Source organism: Arthrobacter stackebrandtii (genome assembly GCF_017876675.1).
GTDB lineage: Bacteria > Actinomycetota > Actinomycetes > Actinomycetales > Micrococcaceae > Specibacter > Specibacter stackebrandtii.
In genome coordinates this window covers 1170263-1196961 of the sequence record NZ_JAGIOI010000001.1, presented here as the reverse complement: position 1 = coordinate 1196961, position 26699 = coordinate 1170263, and the positions used below count along the sequence as shown (strand labels likewise).

The 26699-nt window shown below is 63.5% G+C and carries 21 protein-coding genes; 13 read left to right on the top strand and 8 right to left on the bottom strand.

Features of this window, described 5'->3' with window-relative positions; genetic code table 11:
• Positions 1-73: 73 nt before the first annotated feature.
• The 7 genes from JOF48_RS04865 to JOF48_RS04835 all read left to right on the top strand — a co-directional run bounded on the left by JOF48_RS04865 (position 74) and on the right by JOF48_RS04835 (position 8995).
• Positions 74-1111, top strand: a complete 1038-nt coding sequence (locus JOF48_RS04865) for an ABC transporter permease (RefSeq protein WP_209677838.1) — start codon at positions 74-76, stop codon at positions 1109-1111.
• Complete coding sequence (locus JOF48_RS04860; RefSeq protein WP_209677835.1) at positions 1105-2052, top strand: carbohydrate ABC transporter permease; 948 nt, start codon at positions 1105-1107, stop codon at positions 2050-2052. Before JOF48_RS04865 ends, JOF48_RS04860 begins: the two co-directional genes overlap by 7 nt.
• Positions 2053-2132: 80 nt before the next feature.
• The gene (locus JOF48_RS04855; protein WP_209677833.1) at positions 2133-4490 is read left to right on the top strand and encodes a beta-xylosidase/alpha-l-arabinosidase; all 2358 of its coding nucleotides are present in this window, start codon (positions 2133-2135) and stop codon (positions 4488-4490) included.
• A gap of 53 nt (positions 4491-4543) precedes the next feature.
• Positions 4544-5182: a YesL family protein gene (locus JOF48_RS04850; RefSeq protein WP_209677830.1), complete on the top strand. Its 639-nt coding sequence runs from the start codon at positions 4544-4546 to the stop codon at positions 5180-5182.
• Entirely contained in the window at positions 5175-6764 is a 1590-nt protein-coding gene (locus tag JOF48_RS04845; protein ID WP_209677827.1) for a glycoside hydrolase family 43 protein, read from the top strand. The genes JOF48_RS04850 and JOF48_RS04845 overlap by 8 nt, the downstream gene beginning before the upstream one ends.
• Positions 6761-7726: a glycoside hydrolase family 43 protein gene (locus JOF48_RS04840; RefSeq protein ID WP_209677825.1), complete on the top strand. Its 966-nt coding sequence runs from the start codon at positions 6761-6763 to the stop codon at positions 7724-7726. The genes JOF48_RS04845 and JOF48_RS04840 overlap by 4 nt, the downstream gene beginning before the upstream one ends.
• 51 nt (positions 7727-7777) lie before the next feature.
• Positions 7778-8995: an endo-1,4-beta-xylanase gene (locus tag JOF48_RS04835; RefSeq protein WP_209677823.1), complete on the top strand. Its 1218-nt coding sequence runs from the start codon at positions 7778-7780 to the stop codon at positions 8993-8995.
• A gap of 34 nt (positions 8996-9029) precedes the next feature.
• Here JOF48_RS04835 and JOF48_RS04830 read toward each other — a convergent pair whose 3' ends face one another.
• Complete coding sequence (locus tag JOF48_RS04830; RefSeq protein WP_209677820.1) at positions 9030-10046, bottom strand: LacI family DNA-binding transcriptional regulator; 1017 nt, start codon at positions 10044-10046, stop codon at positions 9030-9032.
• 519 nt (positions 10047-10565) lie between these two features.
• Here JOF48_RS04830 and JOF48_RS04825 point away from each other — a divergent pair.
• From JOF48_RS04825 to JOF48_RS04805, 5 genes are read left to right on the top strand one after another with little or no spacing between them, the layout of a single operon-like run.
• Positions 10566-11687 (top strand): Gfo/Idh/MocA family protein, encoded by a 1122-nt coding sequence (locus tag JOF48_RS04825; protein WP_209677818.1) that lies wholly within the window; start codon positions 10566-10568, stop codon positions 11685-11687.
• Positions 11688-11730: 43 nt separating this feature from the next.
• A complete protein-coding gene (locus tag JOF48_RS04820; protein ID WP_209677816.1) occupies positions 11731-12684 on the top strand; it encodes a DUF6807 domain-containing protein in 954 nt (317 codons plus the stop codon).
• Between the two features lie 8 nt (positions 12685-12692).
• Positions 12693-13424: a cupin domain-containing protein gene (locus tag JOF48_RS04815; RefSeq protein WP_209677814.1), complete on the top strand. Its 732-nt coding sequence runs from the start codon at positions 12693-12695 to the stop codon at positions 13422-13424.
• A gap of 37 nt (positions 13425-13461) precedes the next feature.
• Positions 13462-14484 (top strand): LacI family DNA-binding transcriptional regulator, encoded by a 1023-nt coding sequence (locus tag JOF48_RS04810; protein WP_342591158.1) that lies wholly within the window; start codon positions 13462-13464, stop codon positions 14482-14484.
• Between the two features lie 40 nt (positions 14485-14524).
• Entirely contained in the window at positions 14525-15274 is a 750-nt protein-coding gene (locus tag JOF48_RS04805) for a polysaccharide deacetylase family protein (RefSeq protein ID WP_209677808.1), read from the top strand.
• Here JOF48_RS04805 and JOF48_RS04800 read toward each other — a convergent pair.
• Positions 15250-16068, bottom strand: a complete 819-nt coding sequence (locus JOF48_RS04800) for a DNA-formamidopyrimidine glycosylase family protein (protein WP_209677805.1) — start codon at positions 16066-16068, stop codon at positions 15250-15252. The genes JOF48_RS04805 and JOF48_RS04800 overlap by 25 nt on opposite strands.
• A gap of 209 nt (positions 16069-16277) precedes the next feature.
• Positions 16278-21188: an ATP-dependent helicase gene (locus JOF48_RS04795; protein ID WP_209677801.1), complete on the bottom strand. Its 4911-nt coding sequence runs from the start codon at positions 21186-21188 to the stop codon at positions 16278-16280.
• A 201-nt stretch (positions 21189-21389) separates the two neighbouring features.
• On the opposite strand from JOF48_RS04795, the gene JOF48_RS04790 reads away from it, so the two are divergent.
• Entirely contained in the window at positions 21390-21944 is a 555-nt protein-coding gene (locus tag JOF48_RS04790; protein ID WP_209677798.1) for a hypothetical protein, read from the top strand.
• Between the two features lie 19 nt (positions 21945-21963).
• Here the strand turns inward: JOF48_RS04790 and JOF48_RS04785 are convergent, their stop codons facing one another.
• From JOF48_RS04785 to JOF48_RS04765, 5 genes are all read right to left on the bottom strand, one after another.
• Positions 21964-22656 (bottom strand): DUF4232 domain-containing protein, encoded by a 693-nt coding sequence (locus JOF48_RS04785; RefSeq protein WP_209677795.1) that lies wholly within the window; start codon positions 22654-22656, stop codon positions 21964-21966.
• 147 nt (positions 22657-22803) lie between these two features.
• Positions 22804-23523, bottom strand: a complete 720-nt coding sequence (locus JOF48_RS04780; RefSeq protein WP_209677792.1) for a YcnI family copper-binding membrane protein — start codon at positions 23521-23523, stop codon at positions 22804-22806.
• Positions 23524-23581: 58 nt separating this feature from the next.
• Positions 23582-24244, bottom strand: coding sequence for a hypothetical protein (locus tag JOF48_RS04775; RefSeq protein ID WP_209677789.1), 663 nt, complete (start codon positions 24242-24244; stop codon positions 23582-23584).
• Positions 24245-24318: 74 nt separating this feature from the next.
• Entirely contained in the window at positions 24319-25896 is a 1578-nt protein-coding gene (locus tag JOF48_RS04770) for a sensor histidine kinase (RefSeq protein ID WP_245346401.1), read from the bottom strand.
• Positions 25893-26672: a response regulator transcription factor gene (locus JOF48_RS04765; RefSeq protein WP_209677785.1), complete on the bottom strand. Its 780-nt coding sequence runs from the start codon at positions 26670-26672 to the stop codon at positions 25893-25895. Before JOF48_RS04765 ends, JOF48_RS04770 begins: the two co-directional genes overlap by 4 nt.
• Positions 26673-26699 lie beyond the last annotated feature (27 nt).

The following is a 26699-nucleotide window of genomic DNA, read 5'->3' as shown; positions in this document are numbered from 1 at the left end:
TGCAATTTTCGCTGGTTCGAGGCGCCCCACGGCGCCTCGAACCGATAAACGGTCGAACTGATGGAGCAAAGAAATGACCACAATAAAAACGAAGCAGCCGGACCCGGCTGCGGCACCACCCCCGGGCGGGCTCCCCGGCCGCGGGGCAGTGGGCCAGATTGGCACCGAACCGCTGGGGCAATCACGACGCGTGAAAAAGAGCGCGGGACGGCGGCCGCTGCGCAAAGCCATCCAGCGGGACTGGCAGCTTTACGCGCTCGCTATCTTGCCACTGATTTTCCTTGCCATCTTCCGCTATGCACCAATGCTTGGAAACGTCATTGCCTTCCGGCGTTTTCGCCCGGGCGGCAATATATTCGGTGATGAGTGGGTGGGCATGCGCTATGTCTCCATGTTCATCAACGACCCAGTGTTCTGGCATGTTTTCTCCAACACTGTAATATTAGGCGGGCTGACGCTCATCGTCTGTTTCCCCCTTCCTATCCTGCTTGCGCTCCTTCTTAACGAGGTACGTAAGAAGACGTTCAAACGTATTGTGCAGTCAATTTCATATTTGCCGCATTTTCTCTCGATCGTAATTATCGTCGGCATGGTCATGCAGCTGCTATCCCTGCAGGGCACCGTGAATCAGATCATCACGGGGATGGGAGGGGAAGCGATTCCCTTCCTGCAACGTGCCGAATGGTTCCGCGCGATCTACGTTGGCTCTGAAGTCTGGCAGACAGTGGGTTGGGGAACGATCCTGTACCTGGCGGCATTGACGACGGTGGATGCTTCACTCTATGAGGCTGCCGAGATCGACGGCGCCAATCGCTGGCGCCAGATCTGGCATGTCACCCTGCCAGGCATTCGTCCGACCATGATGACCCTGCTGATTCTGAACATCGGTACCTTCCTTAACGTCGGCTTTGAAAAAGTCCTGTTGCTCTACAACCCCTTGACCTACTCCACGGCGGACGTCATTTCGACATATCTGTACCGCGTGGGCCTGGTGTCAAACAATCTTAGTTATGCCGCTGCAATCGGATTGTTTCAAGCGTTGATTGGGTTGGTAATGGTTCTGACCGCGAACTTTATTTCGCGTCGAGTGGTAGGAGCAAGTCTATGGTGATTCAAACAGACCTGGCTAAAGGTGCGAAAACACGCCGGTCAGACAAGCCAAGGAAGCCCAGGGGCCCATGGGAGTCCAAGGGCTACAGGATATTCACGTGGGTGAACTCAACACTGTTGGTGATTCTGTGCTTGATCATGTTGTACCCCTTCGTGACCGTGCTGGCGCAGTCCTTCAGCTCCCCTGGGGCGATCAAGGCAGGAATGGTCAGTTTCTGGCCAGTCGATTTCAACATAGACACCTACATAGCAGTAGGCAACAACGGCATGTTCTGGCGCAACTACGGCAACACAGTCCTCTATACCGTGGTGGGGACGATCATCGCCATGGTGCTCACCACGAGTTTCGCCTATGTACTGGCCAAGGAGCACCTTCGTGGACGAAAGATTTTAATTGGGCTTGCCGTTTTCACCATGTTCTTCAATGGTGGAATTGTTCCAAACTATGTCCTGATCTCTTCTCTGGGCATGAAGAACACCATGTGGGCGCTGGTGATTCCTGGTGCAATCTCCGTGTTCAACCTGCTGGTGATGAAATCGTTTTTCGAGAACCTTCCGAAGGATTTGGAGGAAGCCGCCCAGATCGATGGGCTTAGCTGGTTTGGGATCTTCGGTCGAATTGTCCTGCCCCTGTCGAAGGCAGTGATCGCCACGATGGTGCTGTTCTATTCTGTGGCGTTCTGGAACGACTGGTTTGCCGCGTTCCTTTACCTCGACAAAAGTGAACTCTTCCCCGTCACCTTGTTTCTTCGGAACCTGCTCGCCGGTGCGTCCAGCGCTGCGACAGAAGGCGCTGCCGCGGCGGGAAGCACAGCAACTGAACTGTCCGCCAACATCCAATCGGTCACCATGATCCTCACCGTTATTCCGATCCTGTGCGTCTACCCATTTGTCCAGCGCCATTTTGTCTCGGGCATCATGCTTGGCTCCGTCAAGGGCTAGACGTACCATTCGCACTCTGTTCGGTGCTCTTTCCTCGGCTCTCTGCCCAGGACCATCTACAAGTTAAAGGTTTGCAAAGAATGACAATTGACAGCTCCGTCGCCCAGACGACATCCCTCCATGCCAAACCATGGCAGGACACTTCGCTTTCATCGGCAGCTCGGGCGGATGCGTTGATCGCAGAAATGACGCTCGAGGAGAAAACGAGCCAGTTGGTCGGCTTGTGGGTTGGTGCTGATGACGGGGGTGGCGATGTCGCCCCCTACCAAAGTGATATGAGCAAGGACGCGCCGGTGTTCGCGGACGTCATTATCGACGGGCTCGGACAACTCACCCGGCCCTTCGGCACCGTTCCCGTTGATCCGTTGTCAGGGGCTCAGTCGCTGGCCAAGGCCCAGCGTCAAATCATGGCAGCCAACAGGTTCGGCATACCAGCCCAAGTCCACGAAGAGTGTCTTGCGGGCTTCTCCGCGTGGGGAGCCACCGCATACCCGGTCCCCTTGTCGTGGGGGGCGAGTTTCAATCCAGAGCTAGTGGCCCGGGTAGCTACGCAAATTGGCCAGTCATTGCGTTCCGTCGGCGTGCATCAGGGTCTGGCGCCCGTGCTGGACGTGGTTCGTGACTATCGCTGGGGCCGGGTGGAAGAGACCATCGGTGAAGACCCATACTTGGTCGGGACCATTGGTGCAGCCTATGTTCAGGGCCTAGAAAGTACCGGAATTGTCGCGACGCTCAAGCACTTCGCCGGATATTCCGGATCGCGGGCGGCCCGCAACCATGCTCCTGTGGCAGCAGGTCCCCGGGAAATGGCGGACGTTTACTACCCGCCCTTTGAAATGGCCCTGCGCCATGGAGGGGCCCGCTCTGTCATGAACTCCTATGCCGAAGTTGACGGCGTCCCTGCTGCTGCGGACCGGGAACTGCTCACGGAAGTACTGCGTCAGCAGTGGGGGTTCCAGGGTGTGGTGGTGGCCGACTACTTTGCCATCGCGTTTCTGCGAACGCTGCAGCGCGTCGCAGGAACAGACGGCGAAGCAGCCGGCCGGGCGCTCTCAGCCGGGATTGACGTTGAACTGCCCTCGGTTGCCGCCTACGGGAAACCGCTGAACGATGCGGTCCGTGCCGGTTCGATTTCCGAGGACATCGTTAACCGGGCGCTGCGGCGGGTCCTAATCCAGAAGATTGATGTGGGATTGCTGGATGCCGATTACCAGCCCACTGCGCCGGAGACCGTGGATTTCGACACTCCCGGGTCTCAGTCGCTGGCACTTGAGCTCGCCCGTGAGGCCGTGGTCTTGGTAGCGAACGATGGGGTGTTGCCGCTTAAACCAGCCGCGCGCATCGCAGTGATCGGTCCTCTGGCCGATGACCCGTATTCCATGCTTGGCTGCTACTCATTTCCCGCACATGTTGGCGTCAAACACCCAGAACGTGGACTTGGGTTGGAGATTGGAACGGTGCTGTCCGAACTGCGTGAACAGCACGGGAGTGGGATCTCCTACGTGCAGGGATGTGACGTTAAAGCTGAGGGTAGGAGCGGGTTTGCTGCTGCATCACAGGCAGCAGCAGGCGCTGAGGTTGCTGTGCTGGTTCTGGGTGACCAGGCCGGCCTATTTGGCCGGGGCACGTCAGGAGAAGGTTGTGATGCGGCGGATCTACGCCTGCCGGGCGAGCAGCAGGCTCTGCTGGAAGCAGTATTGGAAACCGGAACACCGGTGGTCCTGCTCCTGCTCGCCGGGCGCCCCTACGCGTTGGGCGACGTGGCGCATAAATGTGCGGCCATTGTGCAGACATTTTTCCCCGGTCAGCGTGGAGGCCAGGCCATCGCCGAAGTCCTTACGGGTGCGGTCAACCCCAGCGGGCACCTTCCCGTGAGTATTCCGCGGGAACCCAACGTGCAGCCAGGAACATACCTTGCTCCGCCACTGGGGATGCTCAACGACGTATCAAATCTGGACCCCACGGCACTTTTTGCTTTCGGGCACGGCCTTTCCTATGGCGAACTTACGTGGGGACAAACGAACGGTGACGCCCAAGAATGGCCGATTGGGGAGCATACGAACTTGAGTGTGGAAATCACCAATGGCAGCGCAAGGAGGATGGCCGACGTCGTACAGGTCTACCTGCACGACCCTGTGGCGCAGGTGACCCGGCCAGACATCCGCTTGGTGGCTTACAAGCGGGTTGTACTTGAGCCGGGGGAGAGTGCGAATGTGCAGTTCTCGCTGCACTCGGACCTGACCTCCTTCGCTGGGCTCAATTTGCAACAAATTGTGGAGCCGGGCTCGGTGGAGCTGCGCGTTTCCCGCTCAAGCAGCGACGTGCACGCCGTGTTCCGGCGAACATTGGTGGGGCGCGAAACCGTCGTTGGCATGGACCGGGAATTGCTGGCCATCTGCCAGGTCCACGTTCACCCCGACACAGCAAAGCGGGGTTAGCGATGAGCTCGAATTCATTGTCGGCCGAGATTGGGCAGGGCGCTTTGTCTCGAATGACAGCAACCACCTACCGGCTGATCGTGCTGGCCGCGTTTCTCGCCCTGATGTGCGCGCCAACACTTGTTGTGTGGACGTTATTGGGTGCCAACTCGGCAAACATTGGCTTCTTCGTCGTTGCGCTGCTCCCTGTGGGGCCTGCACTCTCAGCGGCGATTTATGGCCTCCGTGCGTGGACCGCAGCACCGGATCTTTCTCCGGCCCGAGCCCTGTGGCGTGGCTACAAGCTGAACTTCACAGACACCATGAAGTGGTGGACCCTCGTGGTTGCGGCGGACACGGTGCTGATCGTCAACATTGCCTTCGCTGACTCCGTTCCGTTCGCCTCAGTACTACGGCCGGTGGGCTTCGTTATCCTGGTGCTGCTCGGTGTCTGGTCGGCGCATGTGCTGGTCGCTGCCTCGCTGTTCTCGTTCAGGACCCGTGATTCGATGCGGATTGCCGCGGTTGAGGTGTTTAGCCAGTGGCGGGTGAGCCTTGGTTTCTTGGCCCTGTTGGTGGTAGCCGTGGGCACCGTCAATTTAGGCTCCGAACTGGCACTTCTACTGCTCGCTTGGGCCTTCATGGGGATTCTCTGGCTCATTGCACAACCATTGATTACTGAGATAACACGGAGGTTCATCACACATGACTGATCAGCAAACTGCCTTACTTTGGGATAGTGTCAACCCGGTACTGCCTGGTTTCTATCCGGACCCGTCCGTGTGTCGTGTTGACGGGGAGGATGGAACGTGGTTTTTCCTCGTCAATTCCACCTTTGAGTATCTGCCCGGGCTGCCGATTCACCGCTCCCGGGACTTGATCAATTGGGAATTGATCGGTCATGTGCTGGACCGGACCGGCCAAATCGATGTCTCGCTGGTTGGCGATTCCGGTGGTTTGTTTGCGCCAACGATCCGCCATGACGGGACCCGCTTCCTCCTGGTTTGCACGCTGGTGGGTGGCGGCGAACATGGATCGGGAAACTTTGTTGTCACCGCCACTGACCCGGCAGGGCCATGGTCGGATCCGATTTGGTGGGACATGGACGGCATTGACCCTTCCATCATGGTTGAGCCCGACGGCACGCTGTGGGCCCATGGCACCCGCTTGGCTCCCGAGCCTGAATGGGAGCAGCAAACAGAAGTTTGGGTGAGGCGGCTGAACAGCCAAACGCTTAAACCGGAAGGCGAGGAGACCATCATCTGGTCCGGGGCCTTGCGCGGGGCAATCTGGTCGGAGGGCCCCCATCTCTTCCACCACGAGGGGTATATCTACTTATTGGCCGCTGAAGGCGGCACGGGCTTTTACCATGCGATTATTGTGGCCCGGGCCGCATCTCCCCTCGGCCCCTTCACTGGAAACCCGGCAAACCCGGTGTTGACGCATCGAAATCTGGGTCGTGGGGCAGCCGTGTCAAACGTTGGCCACGCCGATCTTGTTGAGGCGCCGGACGGTACCTGGTGGGCCGTTTGTTTGGCCACCCGGGCCTGGGATCACTGCGACCTGCTGGGCCGGGAGACGTTCCTGGTCCCCGTGTCGTGGGAAGACGGGTGGCCGGTGTTCGCGCCGGGCGAGGGGCAGTTGCCACTCAACCCCGGCGGGTTCATAGTCCAGCAACCCTCGAGCTCTGCCACTTTTGTGAACTCTGAGCAGACGGCGACGTCAAGCACTGGCCGGCACGGAGATGTTATCGCTGTGCGGCGGCATCCCTCGCAGTTCTGCACGTTGACCGACGATTCTGATGAGTTCCGGATCGAGTCCGGGGAAGGCCTCAGCGGATCCACACCGGCCTTTGTTGCCAAGCGACTGGCTGGGCTCACAACACGAGTGCAGGTTCGACTGGTCGATGCCAGCAGTGGGGTTCGCGCCGGCCTGGGCCTGCGTTACTCCGCCACGGCTTTCGTGACGCTCACGGTGGGTGACGGTGCCGTGCAAATTGAGTCATTCAATGGGCACGCTCCGACAACATCTGCCCGCACCACGTTGCGGACCCCTCTTGCTGCGCCGGATTTCTTGGCGGGAACGGCGTCAGGCGTTCTGGCGTTTGAACTGCACGGCACCAGCGCGGTCGCCGTTTGGGAGCCAGATGGTGGGGTGGCCGTACGGTCCGGTGCTGTGGACATCTCGCACCTTTGTGCCAAGCACGACGGCGGCTTCGTGGGAGTTACATACGGGGCCCTGACGGCGGGGGATCACGGCTTCGCCATTTTTTCAGATTTACGGGAGGGACAGTGAACGAGCCTTTCGGCTACCTGTTGGTGCATTTCGTCGAGGATCGCGTCGGCCACATGGAGAAAATATTCCTGTCGTTGAGCGAGGGAGACAACCCTCTTGCCTGGCGTCGCTTGAATCAGGGTGAGCCGATTCTTGAGTCACGCGGTGGAACAGGCGGCGTTCGCGACCCCAATATCGTTCGCGGCCTCAATGGGGTGTTCCACATTGTCGCGACAGATCTGCGTGTCTGGCGTCCAGCCGGTCCGAACTGGTGGGAATTCAGGCATCAGGGCAGCCGGGATTTGGTGATTTGGGATTCCACCGATTTGATCAGCTGGTCTGAGCCGCGATACATCACTGTCGCTCCGGAAGGAGCAGGGATGGCTTGGGCGCCGAAGGCCGTTTACGATCCGTTATCAGGAGATTATCTGGTCTTCTTCTCTGCGGGCCTGGCCACAAGTGGTCCGCAGCTGCACGAATCAGAGATGCAGGCAGAGACCGGGCCCAGCCAAATTATGGTGACGCGAACCCGGGACTTTGTTGCCTTCACGCCCGCGGAGACGTATCTGGAGCAGCTCGGTGGCGTCATTGACATGAGCGTGCTCGTGACGGACACCTCCGTTCACCGTTTCGCCAAGCACGACGACGCAGCTCCAGGGAGCCTGCATGTGTTCCATCAACGAGGTTCCGCGTTCTTTGCTCATGACTTTGTCACAGTCGCCCACGATATTGGCCAAGAAATTGCTCCCAACGTTGAAGGGCCATTGGCATTCCGGGACAACGATGAGAACCGATGGTACCTCTGGGTGGACCAATATGCGCGCTCACCCCAAGGCTACGAGGCCTACACTACTACCGATATCGAGGCCGGTGACTGGCGCAGGGTGCCGTATTTCAGTCTCCCGGAAAATACCAAACACGGCACCGTGCTGCCTTTGCAGTCTTCCGAATACAAAGCGTTGGATGCCTTCTATCCGCGCTGAATAGCAATTACCTGAGCTCCGGGCTTGCCGAAAACAAAAAGGAAATCAATCATGACTAGTACAGATCGTTATGCCCACCGCAAGGTCAACGCGACCATCACAGTCACCGATGAGCTAGGCAGACCGTTGTCAGGCAGGCCCATCACCGTTGCGCAACGTCAGCATGCTTTTGGGTTTGGCTGCACACCGCCGGATATGGCGGAGGAGTCAGGCGAAACCCGCGAACTCTGGACCCAACTATTCGATACCGCAACGCTGGCGTTCTATTGGGGGCGCTACGAGCCCGTCCGAGGTGTCACTGATCGTGAGGGCGTCCTTCGTTGCGCCAATTGGTTGGCCAACCGCGGGGTACGGCTCAAGGGGCATCCGCTCGTGTGGCATACAGTCAAAGCCCCATGGGTGGATGAGCTGCCGTTGTCCGAGGCAGAGGAGCTGCTGCGCGGGCGCATTCGCCGTGAAGTGGGCGACTTTGCCGGCGTCGTTGATTCCTGGGACGCGATCAACGAGGTCGTCATCATGCCGGACTTCGTCAACGAGCCGGACGACATCAAGAATGCCATCACACGCATGTGCGCTGAGAAGGGGCGCGTAGCCATGGTGGCGCTCGCAGTCGAGGAGGCGCGGAGTCAGAACCCCGAGGCGCAACTGATCTTGAATGACTTCGATTTGGGGCCCCGGTATGAGCGTCTCGTGGAGGAAGTACTGGCGGCAGGCATCACGATCGATGCCATTGGCCTGCAATCGCACATGCATCAGGGGTTCAGAGGGGAAGACCAGCTCAACGAAATTTGCAATCGCTTTGCACGGTTCGGACTGCCGCTGCACTGGACGGAAACGACCATCCTGTCCGGTGACCTGATGCCACCGGAGATCGAGGACCTCAATGATTACGTTGTTGCTGACTGGCCCACCACAACGGATGGTGAGGCGCGTCAGGCTGAGGACATTGTTCGCCACTATTCGGCCCTCGTGGCGCATCCTGCCGTCGAATCGATTACCTATTGGGGCTTTGACGATGCAGGCGCGTGGCTGGGCGCTCCAGTGGGTTTTCTGCGAGCAGACGGCACGCAGAAACCCTCGTATTCAGCGCTGCGAGATCTCATCCGCGGAGAATGGTGGCTGGATCCGGTCGAGCTGGTCACCGACAACGACGGACGTATCCAGTTTGACGCGTTTGCCGGCAGCTTTGACGTTGCCTCGGGCGACTCCCACGTGTTGGTGGACCTCGCTGCGGGGCCGGCCCAGGTTGACCTGCAGCTTCCTGCGTAGGCGCACGTCCGGCGCGGCGGGCGCCGCCGCAGTTCTAGGACTGCGGCGGCGCGGTTGACTCCCGGACGATCAATTCGGTACCCAGCTCCACACGCGACGAGGCCAGTGGCTTTCCCCGGGCTATGGAAATTAGCATCTGCGTGGCCATGGTTGCCATCTTCACCAGCGGCTGGTTCACCGTGGTGAGCGGGGGAGTGAGCCACTCCGTCACGGGAAGATCGTCGTATCCAACGATGGATAGGTCTCGGGGAATGATCAGGCCCAGCTCGCGGGCTGCCCGCATGACTCCCAAGGCCTGGTAGTCGGAACCGGCGAAAATCGCTGTAGGGCGGTCAAGGCCCTGCAAAAGCTCGAGAGCATATTTGTGTCCGGCCGTCATCTCGAAGTCTCCCCACCGAACCAGCGCCGGGTCACAATCGATGCCCGCCTCGTCATGGGCACTTCTGTAACCGTCTACGCGAGCCCTACTGCACATGACATCGGAGGGGCCGGAAATGACAGCAATTCTCTTGTGTCCAAGGCTGATGAGGTGCCGGGTGGCGACCAGGCCGCCGTTCCAGTTATTGGAGCCAACGGTGGGCACACCCAACCCGGGGTCACCATGGGCATCGATGACGACATAGGGGATTGAACGGGCATCGAGCTGGTGGCGCTGAGATTCATCCAGTCCGGACAGGACGAGGACCACGCCGATGGAACGGCGGGCCATAATACTGTCGAGCCATTCCTTGGAAGGCCGGTGAGAGCCACCCAGTTGTGAGAGTACGACGCCGATACGCTCCGGCCCCGCCGCGTACTCCACGCCCTGGATAATCTCGTGGGCCCAGCCGCTGCCTGCCTCGTGAAAGACCAGATCAAGCAACTCTGCTGATCTGGCCGTGGAATTCACTGCGACGGGCTTGCGGTAGTTGTGGCGGGTCAGTGCTTCCTCAACCCGAACGCGAGTACTCTCGGCGACGTCTTCCTTGCCATTGAGCACACGGGAAACGGTCGGTACGGACACGCTGAGTTCCTTCGCGATTGCGGCAATGGTGATGCGGCCCTTGGCCATTTTCCGTTCCTTTCCCAGACGCCGAAACCCTCGGCTTCTAACATGGTACTGATTCAGGCGGGCATTGAAGGGCAAGCCTGCCCTGTAGCCTGCCCTTGCAGGGTCCAGCGCCCCACTGCCGTCAGCAACTGTGCGGCGCTGTACTTTCCGGCGGTGTGGGACCAATCATCCGGCATGGAGCCTGTCGCAAACGATTTTGCCTAGGCGGCGTTGCCGGCGGAATAGATGGCGAAGCAAACCGTGGAATCGAGGTGGTATTCGGGGCAAGCCTTTGGTGGCCGCGGCCCCGAAATTCCGGTAGCCAAAGCCGTCTTGGACTTGAAATGCCCATTTTAACAATTATCAGAAAGTTATGCTTACTTTCTGTGCACAAAACCCTTGACTTTCAGCATATGTTGTTTCTACGGTTGATAGCCATGGGGTTTCTTGCCTGCGGATTGCTAAGAAACTTCTTGACCAAGTTAGAAACTTTCCACGAATGACGCGACCACTCAAAGCTGCAAAGACGGAGATATTTAGATGAGGACGTACAAGGTAGCACTGGTAGGCACGGGCGGGATCGCAGCCATCCATGCAGACAACCTGTCTCGGGCCAAGGACCGGGTGGAACTGGTTGCCGCATGTGATGTGGACGAGGCTCGGCTGGCGGCTTTTAGCGATGAGCACGGCATCGTTGGCAGGTATCAGGACCTGACGCAGCTTCTGGCGGAAGCCAAACCGGACATTGTCCACCTCTGCACACCACCGATGTTGCACATTGACCAAGCCATCGAATGCCTCGAAGCTGGCGTGCATGTCCTCTCGGAAAAGCCGCCGGCACTGAGCCTGGCGGATTTTGACCGACTCAACACAGCACAGGCCGTTGGCGGGACGCAGTTCTCCTGCGTTTTCCAACACCGCTTTGGTGATGCGTCGGCGGCAGCGCAGGCCCTGATCGGCGGCAGTGATTTTGGCCGTCCCCTCGTGGCTCGCTGTGACACATTGTGGTACCGCCCCGACAGCTACTTTGAACTACCGTGGCGCGGAAGCTGGAAGGCCGAAGGCGGGGGACCCACCATGGGTCATGGCATCCACCAATTTGACCTGTTGCTGCACCTGTTGGGCCCTTGGACTGAGGTCACCGCCATTGCCTCGAGGCAGGCGCGGGCCACCTCCACAGAGGATCTGTCCGTCGCGTTGGTCCGATTTGAAAACGGTGCAGTGGCAACTCTGATCAACTCGTTGCTCTCTCCCCGCGAAACCTCAGACATCCGGATCGACTGCGAATTCGCCACCATTGAGCTCAGCCACCTCTATGGCTATTCCACTGACAACTGGACGCTCACCCCGGCGCCCGGCCACGAGTCCACGGTGGCCAACGCATGGAGCGGGCAGCCGCTGGAACGAGGCAGCGGACACTCCGCCCAGTTCCTGGCCATGTACGACGCACTGGATGCGGGCAAGCCTCTTCCTGCAGGCGCCGATTCGGCACGCCAGACGCTGGAACTCGCCGCAGCCATCTATGCCTCCGCGTTCACCGGTGTACCTGTCCGCCGTGGGGACATCGTGCCCGGGCACCCGTTCTATGCAGGGATGGACGGAGCAGGGCTGGGCACACGGGTTCTGGATGAAACCGCCCTTTCCGTGCCTTCCCCCGTCTAACCGACCCTGCTTAATCGACCGTCACTCTTTCCAGGAGACCAACATGACCAGCCCCGTAACGACACTCCCCAGCTCCACAAAACTGCGCTACTCCGATGACGGTGCAGCACTGACCTTCACCGTCGGAGGCCAACAGATCGCCAGCTACACCTACAACCCCACCGACGTTCAATATGAAAGCCCGCGGCCCTATTTCCACCCGCTCACCACACTGGGGGGCGACGAAGTCACCATTTTCCGGCCATGGGATCATGTCTGGCACAAGGGACTCTCCCTGGCCTTGCCCAACGTTGGCAAGGACAACTTCTGGGGTGGTGCAAGCTATACCCGGGCCACCGAATATACGGATCTGGACAACAACGGCGCCATGGACCACAAGGCCTTCAGCAGCATCGACGACGGCGGGGCTGGCATCACGGCAGCCGAGGAACTCGAATGGAGCTCCCAGGAAGGCGATCCTGTCATTGCGGAGAAACGCCGCTTCAACATCCAACTCCTGGACGTCCCCGGAGTCCTCGCCTGGGCGCTGCTTTTTGAAACCGAAATCAGCAACATCTCCCCGGCCCCGATCAGCATCGGCAGCCCCACCACCGAGGGACGGGACAACGCCGGCTACGGCGGTCTCTTCTGGCGTGGTCCGCGGTCCTTCACCGGTGGCCAGTTCCGTTCCGCCGCAGGAACAGGCACGGATGAGTTCATGGGCACCCGCTCCGAATGGTTGGCCTTCACCGGCAAGCACGACCAGAGTTGCAATGCCTCCACTATCACTTTTGTTGAGGATGGCTCCAATCCGGGCGCCCCGAACCAGTGGTTTGCCCGTTCCTCCATGTTTGCCTGCATGGGGTCAGCCCCCTTCTTCAGCGAAGAAGTATTGCTGCAGGACGGCGCCCCGCTGACGTATCGCTATGCCGTGGTGATCTCCGACGGTGAGGTTGACCAGGAATCGGCAGAGTCGCTGGCAGGGGTAGCCACGGCAGCCCTGGGTGCTTGGGTCTGAGCACGCTTGTGACTACCTTCCCAGGTGCGACTGCACTCTCAGAGGTCAGCATCTACAACTGGCCCGCAAGGGACGGCGCGGCCGGAGGTGCACCACATCTTCACACGACGTCGGCAGAGGCATATGCGGTGCAGCAGGGGCACGGACGGCTGGAGACCCTGGACTCCGGCGGTTTTAAGTCCACGCCATTGGAACCGGGGACCGTGCTGTGGTTTACCCCCGGCACCATCCACCGGGCGATCAATGATTCCGGAGACCTGCGTGTCCTGGTCGTGATGCAGAATGCGGGCCTGCCGGAGAACGGTGATGCCGTCATGACGTTTCCGCCCGCACACCTTGTTGATGGCACGGTCTACAGCCAGGCAGCGGCCTTGACACCCGGCGACGCCGACAGCGATGACCCGACGACGGAATCCGCGGCCCGCCGTCGGCGGGATTTGGCGCTGGAAGGGTATTTTGCGCTGAAGAAGGCTGTACTGGAGGAAGGTTCTGCGGCCTTGGCAGACTTCCACCACGCAGCGGCAAGGATCGTTGGTGCGCGTACTTCCCACTGGCAGAAGCTGCTGGTGTACGGGGCCGAAAGGCAAGCGGCGGCGACACGAGCGCAGTTGGAGTTTCTTGAGCGGGCCGATAGTTACTATTTGCAGGATGCGCGGACTACCATGGGGCAACGAAAGGACAACAGGACGTACGGCATGTGCGGACGGATCCAAACGTGGGGACTTTCGGAAAATTCATGAGGCTGGTGAAGGTGCCGGCCGTAGAAAGGGGGTCCAAGTGGCCAAAAAAGACGCCGGTCGCGCAACGATCAGTGAGATAGCGCAGGAAGCCGGGGTCTCAGTTCCCACAGTGTCGAAGGTACTCAACGGGCACGCCCACGTTGCGGCCGAAACTCGTGCCCGGGTGGAAGAAATCATCGCCCGGCGTGACTATTCGCGCCGACCGGCCAAACGTCAAAAAAAGGCTGGCCTGATCGATCTGGTCTTTCCCGGACTCAGATCGGAATGGTCCCTTGAGATCATTGAGGGTGTGGAACGCGTAGCCCAAGACGCGGGCTATGGCACGGTGGTCAGCAGCTTGTCGCTTGATGGTTCCAGGATCCGCCCCTGGCTTGCCAATCTGGCGGAGCGTAAATCAGACGGTCTGCTCCTGGCAGTCTATGAACTGGACGCAAAGCAGATTCAACGCATCAAATCCCTTGGCATCCCGGTGGTGCTGATCGACCCTGTGGGGCAGCCGGGACCTGACCTTATGACGGTGGGGGCTGCGAACTGGGAGGGGGCCTTCTCGGCTGTGGAGCATCTGCTGGCCTTGGGGCACCGCCGCATCGGCATGATTGGTGGACGCCCCGATCTGCAATGCAGCAGCGCGCGGGAGGACGGGCATCTGGCGGCGTTGCGACGCGCCGGCATTGAGATGGACCCGGCCCTGATTGTGCCCGGAGACTTTTCGGTAGCGGCCGGCGAGGCAGGAGCCCGCAAGCTTCTTGAGCTGGAGGACCGCCCCACGGCGATTTTCACCGGCAACGATGAACAGGCACTGGGGGCCTACCGGGCTGCACGCAATGCCGGACTGCGCATTCCGCAGGACCTGAGCATCATTGGTTTTGATGACATTCCCGCCGCCGATTGGATCGAACCGGGCCTGACCACCGTCCGACAGCCCGTGGTCCACATGGCTGAAACGGCCATGCGTGCGCTGCTGCGGCACTTGGATGGTGACGAGGAACTTCCCCAGCGGATCGAGCTCGGTACTGAACTTATTGTCAGAGGCTCGACGGCGGCACCCGCCCAAGTCTGAAAAGTAGCCGGCAGTCGCTAACAACCATGCGGAGGGGACCATGACAGCAAAAAGCGGTGGGGCGCAGGAAACGTGGCGCCCCGCCAGCGACCGGGAATTTGTAGCTGGAGGGGCCGTCAACCCCACGACGGCGCCGCTGGCAGCCGCACGGGGTGAGGGCAACACGGTTGCCCTCACCCTCGACGACGGTCCCAACCCCGGCGAAACTTCCGACGTCTTGGACCTCCTCCGAGAACACAGCGTTCTTGCCACCTTCTGTGTCATCGGCGAGAACATTTTGGCCCCTGGCGGCGCAGCACTGCTGCGACGGATCGTCTCCGAGGGGCATGTGCTCTGCAATCACGGCACATCGTTTGCGGACATGGGGTCGTGGACCCGCAGCCAGGTGGAGCGGGATTTGAAAGAGAACCTCACCATTATTCGGCAAGTGGTGGAGAATCCGTCAGCGCCCGTTCCCTATTTCAGGGCGCCCAATGGCAGCTGGGGTAACACGGCCGAGGTGGCGGCGGCCTTAGGCATGCAATCGCTGGGTCTGGGCAATGTCATTCATGATTGGGACGGCAACGATCTAAGTGTGCCAACGCTGACCGCCAATCTTCGGGCGGCGTTTGAACCCGGCGCCGTTGTCTTGGCACATGATGGCGGGGGCGACCGGCGCAATACCGTCACGGCGCTGAAGAGGGTGTTGCCTGAAAAAATTGCCGCCGGCTGGGCCTTCACGCTTCCGCGAGGGGGCCCGGCAGAATTTCCAAATGCTGTGCCGGATCAGCTCGCGCCGGGTTCCGCCTGACAGCGTGGGCACCAATAAATATCTCGGGCGGCTCGGACGGTAAACGCAGGGTCGGCCAACGTGCCGTGCGTGATCAGCACACCGCATCGCTTACATGGTTTCCCGGCCAGGCCGTAGACCCACGACGCCGCCTCGCCCCGTGCCTGGCCTCCCGTGGTTGAACGCTGCGACCGGTCATGATTGGCCTCGAGCAGCCGCTTGGCCAGACCCGCCATCCGCGGCAGATCAGGCACCCCCATGACAGCCGAAGCCGGGTGGATCCGGCCCAGGAAACACAACTCATTGCGGTAGATGTTGCCAATCCCGGCCAAATTTCGCTGATCCAAAAGTGCCAGCCCAATCGCCCGTTCAGGCTCGGCCAACAACCGCCGCAGCGCTTCTTCCGCATCCCAGCCCGGCCCCAGCAGATCCGGTCCAAGATGTCCGACGGCGTTCCCCACCAACGCTTCCGGCAAGACTTCCAGCGTGCCCAGCGAGAATCCCACCACTTGGGCCTGGTCCGTTGTGAGCACAGCCCTGGCCGCGAAGGTTGGCTTGCGCCACTTTGCAGACCGGCCGTTGTGCACCGGATAACTGTCCCAATGCCCTTCCATTGCGAGATGCGAATGGATGACGAGTCCGCCAACGTACATCAACAAGTGCTTACCGCGGGATTCGACGGAGGTTACGGTTTGGCCGGATAGATCCAGCGTGGCGTGGGCAGGCACTCGGAAATCGCTGGAAACGAGTTTCTTGCCTTCAAGAACTGCGCGCAGGTCCCGGGCCTGCCGCCAAACGGTATCGCCCTCAGGCATTTCGGATCCACACCCCTCCCTCTCCCCGACGCCGTATCACCATTGGTTCATTATTCGCTGACGCGGTGTCACCTTTGGTGGGGTTTTCGGCAACGCTGTAGCAATGGAGAAAGGGAACCCAACCAAAGGTGATACGGCGTTGGGCGGAATCCAGCCAAAGGTGATACGGGGTCGGGAAAGAGGGTGCCAAAGGTGATACGGCGTTGGGGTTAGGCGCGGATCCGCACTCCGCTGGGTGAGCTGTAGGCCCCGGACGCTAGCAGCGCTACGGCCAGAGGGGTCCCCAAAACGTCCGCGCCGTTGACTTTCGCAATGGCCATTTTGTCGATCGCCCCGCGTTTGACCACCTGCACCAGCGCCCCGGCTGCCAACGAAACGGATGATTCGTCGTCGCTAAAGCACAACAGCGTGCGGCCGCCGCGCTCCACATACAGGACCAGTGCGCCGTCGACCATCACTACCAGTGCCCCTGCCTTCCGTCCCGGGCGGTGTCCGGAATCCAGCGGTGGCCAGGGCAGGGCCGCGCCGTAGGGGCTGGCGGGATCGGTGGCGGCCAGCGCCAGAGCCTGCGGCGGGTGAGGATTCAGTGCGGCGTCTTCGCTGAAACTGCGCAGTCGATCCACCGTGGCGGAGACGGCGAACTGTGCCGCGCCGAGGTGCTCGATGAAGTAGCCGCGGCGGCACCGACCTCCCTCCTCCAGCCGGGCCAGCACTTTGTACATGAGCCCGAATCCGCCGGGCAGCCCGTGATTCATGACGGAGCCGCGCGTCACCACGCCGTATCTGTCCAGAAATAGTTCGGCCAGGGCATGGCTGCGCAGGGTATTTTGGGCTGTGTCTGCGGCAGCTTCCACAGTAGGCAGCAGGCTCCAGCGGCCGGCCCCCATGGGCGGCGCCCCGCGCTGCACACCCGCGGCACGGCCGGGCAGCCGCCCGTACCGCCCAGCGCGCGCAGGCCGTAACCGAGACGGCGGCGCCTTCTGCTTATGCGCAGTGTGCCCGCCAGCCAGCAGGGCACGGATTGGGGCGAAGGTGTCGTTACTGATGCGCCCTGCCCACAGCAAATCCCACAACGCAACGGTCAACTCGTCATCCGAGGCCACCAGATCCGGCCCGTCGGCTGTCATCTCACGCAGCTGATGGAAGAAGTACGCGCCGCCGTTGCCCAATGCAGCGAGCACCCGCTGCTGGAAGTCGGTGGGCTCAAAATCGGCGGCCGGGTGCAGTGTGAGTTCAGAAGATTCAGCCACGTGCAGGCTCAGCCAACCGTCATTTCCGGCAATGGGACCTGCGCCGGAGACGAGTACCTCGCCAGTGGACATCAGCTCATCCAACATGGCAGGTGAGTAGTCCCTGACCCGTGCCGCAAGCACCAACGGCTCCCACGCTGACGCCGGAATCGGCAATCCCGCCAACTGGTCCACCACTGTCAGCACACCATCCAAACCACGCAAGGCAGGGGAACCGGACACGGCAGTGACATGCTGCCAGGCCGGGAGAAATCGCCCAAAGGTGGCCGCATCCACAGGCTCCACTTCGGCCCGCAATGCCGCCAGGGACCGGCTGCGCAACTGCCGCAGCACCTGAACATCGCACCATTCGGGGCCGCCATCCTGCCGGCCAAGCCCGGTGGGTAAAAACTCGCCCTCCGTGACCCGCCGATCCGCGGCCAGCCGCGTCAACCCTGAATGGACGACAGCGACACCGAGTCCCAGCCTCACCGCAACATCTGCTGTGGTGAAGGGCCCGTGGGTGCGGGCATAGCGGGCGATGAGGTCGCCGAGGGGATCAGCCACGGGCTCGATGAAGGCCAGCGGAACACCCATTGGCAGAGGAATGCCGAGGGCGTCGCGCAGCCGGGCCGCGTCCTCAATGGCGGCAAAGCGTTCCTCCCCGGCCATGTTCACGCGGAGGACACGGTTGGTCCTGAGCAGCTCTTCCAAATGGGAAGCGGCCTGTGCCACGTGCAGCGGTGAGTCGACAGCGGCAGGCGGCAGGCCGGCGTCGTCCGCTTCTTGCAACGCAGGCAGCAGACGGGCGGCAACCTCCGCAACGGTGAGCGGGCCGAGCAGGCGCAACAGATCCGCCACACCTTCCAGGCCCCGGGTGCGGCGATCATTGTTCTTGCCGGGGGCGGCGAGACGCTGCAGCTGTGACTCAGTCAGGGCGATGACGGTGGGGTCAAGGAGCTCGCGCAGCTCAGCCCGGCCCAACAGCTCATCGAGGAGCGCAGGGTCAAGTGACAGTGCGGCGGCGCGGCGCTCGGCGAGCGGTGAATCGCCCTCGTAGAGGAAGCTGGCCACGTAGCCGAAGAGCAGGGAGCGGGCGAAGGGCGAGGGCTCGTTCGTGGTGGTTTCCACCATGCGCAGCTCGCGCCGTTCAATGGAGGCGGCGATGTTCTTCAACGCGGGGAGGTCATAGACGTCCTGCAGGCATTCGCGCACGGTCTCCAACACGATGGGGAACTGCGGGTACTTCCGGGCCACATCCAGCAACTGGGAGGAACGCTGTCGCTGCTGCCACAGGGGCGAGCGCTTGCCCGGATTCTGGCGCGGAAGAAGCAAGGCGCGGGCGGCGCATTCACGGAAACGGCTGGCGAACAGGGCGGAACCGCCCACCTCCGCTGTGACGATCCCGCCCAGTTCCTCGGGGTCGAACATGAACAGCTCTGCCCCGGGCGGCTCATCGTCCATGAGGGGCACGCGCAGCACAATGCCGTCGTCGGAGGCCATGGCGGAACCATCCAGCCCGTAGCGTTCGTGCAACCGGGCAGCGACGGCCAGTGCCCACGGCGCGTGGACTGGCATACCGAAGGGACTGTGCAGGACCACGCGCCAGTCGCCGAGCTCGTCGTGGAAACGCTCCACCATGAGCGTCTTGTCGTCGGGGACCTGGGTGGTGGCGGCCTTTTGCTCATCAAGGTAGCCGAGGAGGTTGTTGGCGGCCCATTCATCCAGGCCGGTGGCGGTGCAGCGATCCAGCGCCTTTGCGCGAGGTGCGGCGCTGACCTCCCGGATGAACGCGCCTAGTGCCCGGCCCAGCTCCACGGGACGGCCCAGGGAATCACCTTTCCAGAACGGCAGCTTGCCCGGCTGGCCAAACGCGGGGGAGACCAAGACCCTGTCAAAGGTGATGTCCTCGATCTTCCAGCTCGTTGCGCCCAGGGCAAAGACGTCACCCACGCGGGACTCGTAGACCATCTCCTCATCCAGTTCGCCTACGCGGCGCCCGCCCTTGTTGGCGGTACCGGGAGCGCCCTCTTCGGAGCCAACAATGAAGACGCCGAACAGCCCCCGATCCGGGATGGTGCCACCGGAGGTGACTGCCAGCCGTTGCGCGCCGGGCCGCCCCGTAATGGTCCCCGCGGTCCGGTCCCAGATGATGCGCGGGCGCAACTCGGCAAACTCATCCGAGGGGTAGCGCCCGGCCAGCAGGTCAAGGGTGGCGTCGAAGGCCGATCGGGGCAGGGCGGTGAACGGGGCACTGCGTCGGACCGTCTCAAACCATTCATCGACATCGATGGATTCCAGTGCGGTGGCTGCCACGGTCTGCTGCGCCAGGATATCGAGGGGGTTGGCCGGGATGGCGAGCGGCTCGATCTCACCCGCCAGCATCTGCTCCACCGTCACCGCAGAATGCAGCAGGTCCGCCCGGTGCTTGGGGAACAGCAGGCCCTCTGAAATCTCACCGACCTGGTGCCCGGCACGCCCCACGCGCTGCAGGCCGCTGGCCACCGACGGCGGCGACTCCACCTGGATGACAAGGTCAACTGCCCCCATGTCGATGCCCAGTTCCAGGCTCGAGGTGGCCACCACGGCGCGCAGCCGGCCGGATTTCAGGTCGTCCTCGATCAGTGCGCGCTGCTCCTTGGACACCGAGCCGTGATGCGCCTTCGCCAGCACGTTGGGTGCGCCCGCCACGGCACCGGCCTGCGCCATCATCTCCGCCGGGAGCCGGGCCGGGGACGGCGCTGTCCGCCACGGTTCAGTGTCGGAGGGAACGGCGTCGTCCTTCACCAGCTCCCCAGCCAAGGCAAGCTCGAGCCGCTCCATGTAGATCTCGTTGAGGCGGCCCGTGAGGCGTTCGGCCAGGCGGCGGGAGTTGGCGAAGATGATGGTGGAATTCTTCGCCAGCACGGCGTCCACGATCTTCTCCTCCACATGCGGCCAGATGGAGGCGTTGGGTTGCAGGCCGGAGGCGCGGCCGAGGTCGTGCGCGGCAGCCAGGGCGGGGAGTTCGGTCATGTCAGCCACGGGGACGGTGACGGCCAGGTTCCAGGTCTTGGTGCTGGCCGGGGCCACGATGGTGACCGGTGCCAGGCCGCCCAGGAAGCGGGCAACCGTGGAATGCGGCTCCACAGTTGCGGAGAGGCCGATGCGCTGGGCAGGGGTTTCCAGCAGGGCGTCGAGCCGTTCCAGCGAGAGGGCCAGGTGGGCGCCGCGCTTGGTGCCGGCGACGGCGTGGACCTCGTCAATGATGATGGTGTCGACGCCGGTGAGTGTTTCGCGGGCCTTGGACGTCAGCATGAGGTACAGGGATTCGGGCGTGGTGATCAGGATGTCCGGCGGGTGGCTGAGCAGGCGGCGGCGTTCATTGGCGGGGGTGTCGCCGGAGCGCACGCCTACGCTGACATGCGGGGCCTCAACACCCAGCCGCGCGGCGGTCTGGGTGATGCCGATCAGGGGTGCCCGAAGGTTCCGCTCAACGTCCACGCCCAGGGCCTTCAGCGGGGAGATGTAGAGGACACGGGTGCCCGGCTTCTCCGGGGACGCCGCACCGGAAGCGCCCGCACCCGCGGTGCCCGTCCCCGAAGCAGCCCCGCTGAAGGTGCCGGGGGGCAATTGGCCGGGATCCGGCGTCGTGCTTGAAGGGGTGGCGCTGTCCCTCGCGATGAGGCCGTCCAGGGCCCACAGGAATGCGGCCAGGGTCTTGCCGGATCCGGTGGGGGCCACGACGAGTGAATGGGCGCCGCCGGAGATCGCCTCCCAGGCGCCGGCCTGTGCGGGGGTGGGGGAGCCGAACGCGCCGAGGAACCATTCGCGCGTGGCTGCAGCGAACTGGTTCATGGCCGCGTGGCCTGCGGCGGGCGTGGTTGCGTGCACGGCTCCATCATGCCGCATCGCACCGACATTGTGTGGGGAAGGCGGCGCAAACACGCGCCTGCATGTGATGCGGGACACCAGTGGTGAAGGAGTGTCGGGGCCACGCTGTAATCTAGCGATAGATGCGGCACCAGCTGCCGGCAACCGTCCGGGGCCATGGAGGTGCGGGCGGGGTTCCGCAGGTCTTGAAAGTAGGTGGGGGCTATTCAAACACGTCATGTGGGGAACAACTGGGTTCCCCTGCTGGGCCTGTCCCTGCTGTTTCTGCTGGCGGCCGCGGCCAACATGGTGACCGACCGTGGGCAGGGCGCCGATGCGTGGCTGCTGGTGGCCGGTTCGCTGCTGGTGGGCGGCGCCAGTGCGCTGTGGCTGTGGAAGAACCCGTCCTGGTGGGTTGCCCCGCGAAACCATTACCTGTACCTGCTGGGCGGCACCGTGGCGGGCCTGCTGCTGGGCGCGCTGCTGCCTTTTCTCAATGGGACCGGCCCGTGGCTGGCCATTGGCGCGGCCATTGTTGTGTACGGCTACTTCGAACGCTTCCGGCTGCTCATCACCGCCGGGGCCGCCGTGTTCCTTGCCGGCTTCCTGGCGATGCTCATCCACGCCGACGTGTGGGGTGCGGCGCTGCAGCTGGTGGCCTGCGGCGTGCTGGCGTTCACCGCCAACAAGCTGCACGAACTGCGCCACGGCCGGCGCCGCGAATCACAGGACAGCGACCCCGGCTTCATTGGTTCCTTTGAGGAATTCGACCCCGACGAGGCGCTGAGGCCGTAGCCGCCGCGGCTGGTGCCTGCTACTGCTGGAACGCCCCGATGGTCAGCAGCTTGATGTCTGCGTTGCTGCACGCTGTCAGAGGGTGTGCGATTTCCAGGTGGCCGGTGTCGCTCGGCGGGTAGACGAGCACCGAATCGGCCTGCTCGCTCTTGCAGTCCGGGTAGTTGCCGGCCTGCGTGTACCTCAGGGTGGCCGAGGCGTTTTGGCCCGGTCCAAGTGTGATGGGGCCGTTGGACGGTGCCGCCGGATCACGCTCTGCCGGCGCACCGATGGGCTCGGTCGTGCCGGCCTTGACCAGGGAAACCCCCGGGTAGCCGTCCAGGATGCAGTCGGCGGAGCCGCTGTTGGTCAGGACCAGTTGCATGTAGACGCTCCCCGCCGCGCCGCCGCCGCTGCTGGCGTCCAGGGCGCCGGTCAATGACGCCGCCGTGCACAGGGGCGATGCTGCGGGCGCGGTCGACGGCGATGCCTCCTCCGTGGGCGCCGTTGCGGATTCGCTTGGGGCCGCCTCAGTGGTGGGTGCCCCGGTGGCGGAGGGCGTTTCCGTGGGGGCCGTCCCGGCCGTGTCCTTGCCGTTGAACTGGGTCCACAGGAGCAGGACCACGGCAACGGCCAGCACCGTGATGGTCACGGTCAGGGCGACGACCTTTCCGGTGTTCGACTTTTTCCCGGGAGTGCCGGGGGTGGCGGGACTGCTGTTGTCAGTGGTCATGACCCCACTTTTGCCGGGCACGGAGCATGAGTCAATGGTGACGCGCCGACAATCCAGCCCCGGTCCCGACTGTGACGCAGTTGTTGCACCAAATACGTGAAAGCAAGCGCTTTCCAGTGCAACAACCGCGTCATAGACGGTGGAGGGTCAGGCCTTGCGGCCGCTGCGCACGAACGCCGCAGCGCCCAGGGCCAGCCCGGCCAGCCCGGCACCCAGGCCGAGCCATGCCGGCCAGGAGGCGCCGCCGTCGGACGTGCCGGAGGCATCCGCGCCGGAACCGGCCGCAGCATTCGTGCCAGTGCCGTGGCCGCCGTGTCCGTCACCGGCGGCAGCAGCCGTGACGGTCAGCGACGGGGCGGGGGCGTCAACGGAGTCGTGGTCGGCGCCGGCCGCGGGGATCTGGGCCCAATCCGTCTGCCCCTTTTCGCAGCTCTGCAGCGTGGGGAAGTTCAGGGTGGTACCGGCCGTTTCCGGCAGCTGGACGGAGAGGGTGAAGGCGTCGCGCTGGTGGTCGGCGAGAGGTGTCTTGGCCGTGTAGGTGATGGACTTGGTCCGCTCGCTGACCTTGCTGCCGTTGGCCAGGGTGCGCGGCGTGTCGAGCTTTTCCATGGCCGTGCTGATGGTCCAGTTCGGGTTGACGGTGGGGGTGGCGTCGGTGAGTTCCTGCGGCAGCGTGATGGTCATGGACGTTGTGGGCGAGCCGTCGCAGCCGTGTGCCACGGAGAACGTGACCAGCGAATAGGCGCCGGCGGCCGTTTCCGAAGGCGTGGCGTTGACGTGGGCGGAGGCGGCGCCGAGCCCCAGCATCATGAGGGCGGCAGTGGTGCCGACGGCGGCGGAGGACTTGAGGGTGCGCGAAAATCGCATGGGTGAAACCTTTCGAATGAAATGACGGGGGGACACCCCGCGACCGTGTCGAAGGGTGTTATGCGAAGGCGGGGAGCCGGGGCGGGCCGCGCCTGGTGTCCGGCCGCAGGTTGCGCCACGGCGGGCGGGGCAGCGGTGGCGGCAGCACCCGGGTGTGGGCCGGCTGCGCGGGAACAGGCAGCACGACGGCGGCGCTGCGGTACAGCGGCCGGAGCCAGCCTGCGAGGGCCCACAGGGCGTTTTCCCCGTGGGCCAGGAGGACCGCCGCGGCCAGCGTGGCGCCGATGTGTGCTGCGAGCATCCAACCGGACATCGGGCCGTGGCCCATGGCGGCCAGCGTCGGGGTCGAGGGGTCTGCCGCGGCCTGGGCCAGCATGGCCGCCGCGTGAGCCTCCGCGGACTGGGTGTGGTGGGCGGCCGCTCCGGCCGCGGAGCCGGAGAGTGCGCCGGCCTGGGCGCCCAGGTGTGCCCCGTGGGAGAGGGACTCAAACGCCTGGTGCAGCACCATCTGGCTGCCGGCAAGCAGTCCGGACATGGCCGGGAGGGCAAGCCGGAATTGGGTTGCTGCGGTGGTGCCGAGTATGTGCAGGGCCAGCAGCGCCGCCATGATGGGGGCTGCGGGAAGCGTGCCGCCTGCGAACAGGTGCGCCCCGGCGGCCAGGCCCATTACCGTGGCACCCACAACCGTGGTTCGGAGCAGCCTGAAGGGAGCGTGCGGCACGGTGCTCCCTTCGATCAGGCCAAGGGTGCCAGTTTATCGGCGAAGGCCTGCGACCGTGAAAAGGGGCCCGCGGGCTACTGTGCGGGCGCGGCTTGGGCGCCGACCGAGGCGACACGCGCCAGCGGCAGCTGCACGGTGAACACGGTGCTCCCGGGCCTGCTCGCCACGGAGACCGTGCCGCCGTGGGCGGCGACAATGCCCTGCACAATGCTCAGCCCCAGGCCGGTGCTGCCCGTGGTGCTGGTGCGTGCCTGGTCGGCACGTGAAAACCTGTCAAAAATGATGCGCTGGAACGCCGGGTCGATCCCGGGGCCGTCGTCGCTGACCGCCAGGGTGCAGGAGCCGACCTGGGAAACCGTCAGTTCGGTGTGGACGGTGGTCCCGGCCGGTGTGTGCTTGGCTGCGTTGCCCAGCAGGTTTAGCAGGACCTGGCGCAGTGCCGCGTCCTCGCCCAGGACGTCCACGGGTTCGTCGGGCACGGAAAAGCTCCACGTGTGGTCCGGCGTGGCCACCTGCAGGTCGCTCACGGCTTCCATGACCAGCGGACTCAGGTTCAGCGGCTGCAGGGGCCGCCCGGCCGTCCCTCCCACGGACTGCTGGGCCTCGTCGATCCGGGCCAGCGTCAACAGGTCCTCCACGAGCCGGCTCATGCGGACAGACTGGTCCTGGACCCGGCCCAGCGCGGTTTGGCCGTCGGCGCTGAGGGGTTCGCTCATGGCCAGCAGCTCGGCATAGCCGCGGATCGCCGTCAGCGGGGTGCGCAGTTCGTGGCTGGCATCGGCCACGAAGCGGCGCAGCTTGGTCTCGCTGCGCTGGCGGGCCTCCAGCGCGTGCTGCACATTGTCCAGCATGGCGTTGAACGCGTGGCCCACATTGCCCACCTCGGTGCCCGGATGCGCCGCGGCCTCCGGGACACGCACGCCCAGGGCGACCTCACCGGCGTCGAGCCTCAACGTGGAAACCTTGGTGGCCGTTGCCGACAGCTGTGCGAGCGGGCGCAGGTTGCGGCGGATGATGAGGGTTCCGGCCCAGCCCAGGGCCAGCATGCCGGCCAGCGAGACCAGCACGATCGACAGGACCAGGGTGGAGAGCGTCTGCTGCGTGGCGGCCAGGGGCAGGCCGGTGATCAGGGTGTCCCCGCCGGGCACGGCCACGGCCTGCAGCCTGTATCCGCCAATCGAGAGCCGCTTGCTGCTGACGTCGCCGTTGGGGGAGAGACCGGCGAGGATGTCGGCGTCGGATGTGGTGAGCTGCTGCCGCACGCCGGTGGGGGAGAGGATTCCTGCATAGTGCACGAGGCCGTTGCTCAGGACCGCGCTCAACTGGCCGGCACTGGTGGCCCGGGCTTCGAGGGGGTCGGGCGTGCCGGTGCCGGGCGCGCTGGCGTAGAACGCGGCGGTGCGCACCGAGGCTTGTTGCAGGGAGGAGTCCAACTGGTTGGTCAGTGTCATGCTCAAGGTGGCGTAGCTGACCATGCCGATCAGCACGGCGATGACCGTGAGCAGGGCAAGCAGGAGGGCCACCAGGCGAGTGCTCAAGTGCCAGCGGTTCGGGCGGGACAGCTGGCGGAGCCTGGTGCTGATTCTCGTCCCGGCGACGCTGCCGGCCATGGCGCCTCCGGCCGGGCCGGCACCGGTGCTCGGGTTGGTCATGGTGCCGGCTTGATCACGTAGCCGGAGCCGCGGACGGTGTGGATCATGGGCGGCCGGCCGGCATCGACCTTCTTGCGAAGGTAGGAGATGTAGAGTTCCACGATGTTGCTTTGGCCGCCGAAGTCGTAGTTCCAGACGCGGTCCAGCAGGCGAGACTTGCTCAGCACGTGCCGTGGGTTTTCCATGAGGAACTTCAGCAGCTCGAACTCGGTGCCGGTCAGCGGGATGTCCGTCCCGTCGCGCTGGACCACCTTGGTGTCCTTGTTCAGGGTCAGGTCCCCCACCTGCAGCAGGGCGAACTGCGGGGCAGTGATCCCGGAGCGTTGGACCACTCGGTGCAGGCGCAGCAGCACCTCCTTCATGCTGAACGGCTTGGTGACATAGTCGTCGCCGCCGGCCGCCAGCCCGGTCACCTTGTCCGTGACGGCATCCTTCGCAGTCAGGAACAGGGCGGGCACGTCCGGGTAGATGGTGCGGAGCTTTTGCAGCAGTTCCACCCCGTCCATTCCGGGCATCATGACGTCAAGGACGAGCACGTCGGGGACAAATTCCCGGGCCGTGCGCAGCGCGGCGAAGCCGTCATTGGCGGTCCGCACCTCCCAGCCGGTCATTTCCAGTCCGCGGCGCATGAGGTCGGCCAGCTCGGGCTCATCGTCCACCACCAGCGCGCGGATGGGCTCGCCGTCTGCCCGGGTGAGCTTGGGGAGGGGTTCGTGTGCCGGCGCGGGCTGGGGAGTTGCGGCGGCCGGGCCTGAGGGCGCTGCGGTAGTGGGCATGCCACCATTCTCTGACATGCTTCCCGT